The 4,196-nt window shown below is 57.9% G+C and carries 4 protein-coding genes; 2 read left to right on the plus strand and 2 right to left on the minus strand.

What is annotated here, in order from left to right; translation table 11 throughout:
• The coding region (locus tag ACH2EH_RS14265) for an ABC transporter substrate-binding protein (protein WP_395142712.1) at nt 1-323 on the minus strand (323 nt) is incomplete at its 3' end.
• A 97-nt stretch (nt 324-420) separates the two neighbouring features.
• Between ACH2EH_RS14265 and ACH2EH_RS14270 the strand changes: the two genes are divergently transcribed.
• Nucleotides 421-1,704 carry a hemolysin family protein gene (locus tag ACH2EH_RS14270; RefSeq protein WP_395142713.1) on the plus strand — a complete coding sequence of 428 codons (1,284 nt, stop codon included), beginning with the start codon at nt 421-423 and terminating at the stop codon, nt 1,702-1,704.
• Between the two features lie 518 nt (nt 1,705-2,222).
• A complete protein-coding gene (locus tag ACH2EH_RS14275) occupies nt 2,223-3,431 on the plus strand; it encodes a diguanylate cyclase (RefSeq protein WP_395142714.1) in 1,209 nt (402 codons plus the stop codon).
• On the opposite strand, the gene ACH2EH_RS14280 is transcribed toward ACH2EH_RS14275, so the two are convergent.
• On the minus strand, nt 3,403-4,107 hold the full coding sequence (locus tag ACH2EH_RS14280; protein ID WP_395142715.1) for a DUF1559 domain-containing protein: 705 nt from the start codon (nt 4,105-4,107) through the stop codon (nt 3,403-3,405). The two genes, ACH2EH_RS14275 and ACH2EH_RS14280, sit on opposite strands and share 29 nt — an antisense overlap.
• Nucleotides 4,108-4,196: the final 89 nt, after the last annotated feature.

Below are 4,196 nucleotides of genomic sequence, written 5' to 3' on the forward strand. Positions count from 1 at the left end.
AGGTAGACAATCTTGCAGGGGACGCCATCAGCTTTGAGCTTCATGGCCATCGGGGCAATCATAAATGTGGCCTTGAGCGCACCGGTGCGCAGAGCATCAGCGACCGTGGGCCAGTCCGTAAAACGACGGGACTCGAACCGAGTCCCTGAGGTGCTGGTCTCCGAGGCAAAGGCGGTGACCGGGCACGTCAGATGACAAGTAACGGGGAGAAAACCCACTTCGAGCGTCTCGCGTGGGGCTGAGGTACCTCCTTGAGGCACTTTAGGGGTGCAGCCTGCCAGGAGAAGTGCCGCCGCCAGTCCAAGAAAATGAGAACGTTGCATGCGGCAATTGTATCCTCTTCTGTTGTTTGTCTGTTAGTTTCAACGGCTCAGGGCAGGGAATTTGCACATCTGGTACAATTAGGACAGTCTAAAATCCGTGGATAACTTTTTAAAGCTGCTTCTTGCCCTCTTGCTCGTTTTCCTGACCGCCTTTTTTGTGGCGGCAGAACTGGCCCTTGTGAAAGTGCGCACGACCCGCCTGGATGAGCTGGCGGCCCGTAAAGTGTTTGGAGCCGAGCGCGCCCTGGAAGCATCGCGCCATATCTCACACTATCTCCACGCCTCCAAGTTTGGGGTCATGGTCTGCGCCGTGGTTCTAGGCAGCGTAGGGCACGATGTGGTACATGCGTTTCTGAAACCCGTGATCCACAGCCTGCCTGCCTGGGTGGTTACGGTGCTGATCCTGGTAATCGTCACCCTGGTTGAGTTTGTTCTAGGCGAGCTCGTGCCTACCACGATGGCGATCAAAAACGCGGAAAAGATCTTACTGGCGACCATTATCCCGCTTAATATTTTTTATCGTGTCTTCAAGATGCCCCTCGCGGTGATGGGCAAGCTCGCCTCACTGATCCTACGGCCTTTTGGATACAAAGCCGGGCACAACGATGAAGAGAGTGTCTCGGAGGCGGAGATTCGCCTGATTGTGGAGCAGAGCGGTGAGGGCGGCGAGCTGCGAGAGGAAGAAGTGGGGCTGCTCCACCGCGTCCTAGACTTCGCGCACCGGCAGGCAAAAGAGATCATGGTGCCGCGCCCTGATATTGTCTTCCTCTCCACCGACAAGCCCCTTACCGAAAACCGTAAGATCGCGGAGAACTCCGGCTACACGCGTTTCCCACTCTGTGAGGAAGGCTCCACCGACGAGATCATCGGGATGATTCATATTCGGGATCTGCTGCGCTTCAAGAGTGGAGACTTACTCAGCATTGTGATTGACCTACCCCGAGTGCCAGAGACCAAGCCCATTGATCAGCTTCTGCGCGAGCTCCAGCGCCAGCGCCAGCACATGGCTGTGGTCGTGGATGAGTTTGGGGGCACGGCGGGAATCGTCACCCTCGAAGATATCCTGGAGGAGATTGTCGGCGATATCATGGATGAGCGCGATCCGACGCGGCCCGAGATCGAGTCCGGCAGCGATGGAACCTATCTCGTGGATGGCCGAATGCCTCTGGAGAAGCTGGAGCGCCTGCTGGAGCTGACGGGCCCCGAGGAGGAGCCCGATGTCGAGACGATCGGCGGCTGGATACTTTCCCAGACCAGTGGTGCACCACGTATCGGTGAGCAGGTAGCCTACGGTACTGCACAACTCACCGTGGTCGAGACGACCGGACGGCGTGTGCGCAAAGTACGGGTGCACTCTCCAACCGCGCCCAATCAGGGGTAGAATAGTCTTATTGTGACGACTCCCTCCGCTAAAGTAGAGAGCTTCTGAAATTATGTCCAAGACAAAATTACAAGAAACAACAATGCCAAGCATCAGGCTTCTTGGGAAACGCATAGGGCAATCCCTTACGTTAGCTCCCAAAGGCTCCGTCCGAGCCCTAAAGAGGTGGAGCGTCTAGGTGTGCCGCACACCGTACGCATTACAAGAAGACTCAACGTGTCCGTTGAAAGCCACTTGCAAAGGTTCGTCCGCCCAGCGCAGAACCGAAGCTACCAAGCTTCGTAATAGACTGAATCCGCAACGTAACTAACACTCGCATCATGAGAGCTTACTCAGGCTCCTAAAATAGAGGAAACTTTACGCAACTAAACTACCTGACGAAAGGTCGTGACAGGTAGATTCTATCATCAAAACATGAGACTCGGAAAGCAAGGAAACAAAAATTTGAACAACTTTTTTCTATGCGGTTGCCAATTCCCCTGTCCGCTAAAGCGGACAGTCCCCTTGGTCGTTTAACTATGGCCCTTTCGCCGCACCCCACCTCGACCAACGCTCGGTGGCTTGGCCTTCTGATCCTCACCGCACTGGCGGTTGTCGTCGGTGAATCGTTAACACAGCGCGGCGCTTACCAGGTTGCGGAGGAGCAGCGCCTGCTGAGCCACGAGCTTAGGCTCCAAGGTCAGATCAGCAGTATCGCCAGTCAGCTAAGTGAAGCGGAGCTTTGCCAGGCTGCCTATGTGGGAACCGGGCGCGCCGACTATGCTCAGCGCTTCCGTCGCCTCCGTAAGACGCTAACGAGAGACTTTGGGGAGCTACGCCCTCCTGGTACACTGGTGCAGGCGCAGCAACAGCGCTTCACGCAGCTTCCCGAGCAAGCCAGAGCGTACTTAGGCCACCTGGAACACGCCGTCACGCTCCGCGAAGCGCAGCGCCTGCCTGAGGCATTTGCCGCTCTTCAATCCAGCCAGCAGGAAGGCAGCACACTCCAGGCCAGCGTCGCTCTGGTACAAAAAAGCAGTCAGCGAGAGAGTCTTCGGCGGGAGCAGTCGCTTCGTTTGGAGAACCAGCGCCAGCGCGCGGAAGCCATCGGGCGAGCCGCTCTCTTTACTCTGGCCTTATTAGGAGCCTACTTACTCCTGCGCGTGGAACGCCGCCTCCAGCTACAGCGCCTGCGCACGCTCCAGAAAGAAAATGAGCGCCTGCGCGAGCTCACTGAGGAAGATGGCTTGACGGGTCTCAGCAACCGCCGCGCTTTTGATTCGCGCTTAGACATGGAGTGGCAGCGTGCCCGACGCTACAAGCTCCCGCTCTCCGTGGTGGTTCTGGATGTGGATAGCTTCAAAAGCTACAACGACACGTTTGGGCACCCGGCGGGCGATGTGATCCTGCGGCGCATGGCCAGTGCTCTGGCGCAAACTGCCCGGCTCTCCGATACGGTGGCTCGCTACGGCGGCGAGGAGTTTTCGCTGATCCTTCCCCACACCGACAGTACCGAGGCAATGATTGTCGGGGAGCGCCTGCGCGCCCTGCTGCTACGCTCGGAGTGGCCCAACCGCCCGGTCACGGCCAGTATCGGCCTAGCCACCCTGACAGACAGCATGGCAAGCCCCGAGGGGCTCGTGGGTGCCGCCGACAGTGCGCTTTACTTCGCCAAGGAGCATGGGCGCAACCAAGTGGTGCACTGGGACAGCGTCGGGTCTACCGAAAACTCAGGCTCCAGAGCTTGATGTAGTCCGCATTGACCAGGCTCTTGGCGTGCCCGTCTAAGAAAGAGACGTTGTTACGATACGCCTCGCGGCTACCAGAGAAAAGCCCCTTGCTCCCGTGCCAGTACCCCACGGCATCGAAGAAAAACCCGATTCCCGCAGGCCCGACGCTCTGGCTCGTGCTAAAATCCATCGCTTCCAGGCTGGAGATTGGGCGCTTCAGTAAGATAATCTCGGTGCGCGTGATGTAGCTCGATCCCCACTTTGCATAGCTGCTCGGGTGCGACGGTAGATACGTCCCCTCAAACGGCCCCGTGTAGTCGAAGCCCCCGTCCGACGGACAGCGCCAGATGTCGCGGCTTTTCACGTAGGGCATCAGGACTTCGTACTGGGGCCGGAAGGCGAGCACATCAGGATTATTGCCCCACCCACCGCTGTTCAAGTCCGGCGGATCACCGCCCCACACGGGATAGTCGTCGTAGTCCTGAGAGTACATCAGGTTCGCCATCCCGATCTGCCTCAGATTGGACAAGCACGCCATCTTACGCGCATTGCCCCGCGCCGTAGCGAAGACCGGGAAGAGAATCGCGGCCAGAATCGCGATAATCGCGATTACCACGAGCAGTTCGATGAGCGTAAACCCCGCTTCGGGGCGAGAGGCGCGGCGAGTTTTCATATGCTTAATACGCACGGTCATTCAGTTCTTTGTAGCCGTCGAATGAATTCGCGGCTAGAGATACCAAGTCGGCCTTCGCCGACTAAAATCGGTAGTCCCCGGAGGGGGAC

The organism is Armatimonas sp. (assembly GCF_043760365.1).
Lineage (GTDB): Bacteria > Armatimonadota > Armatimonadia > Armatimonadales > Armatimonadaceae > Armatimonas.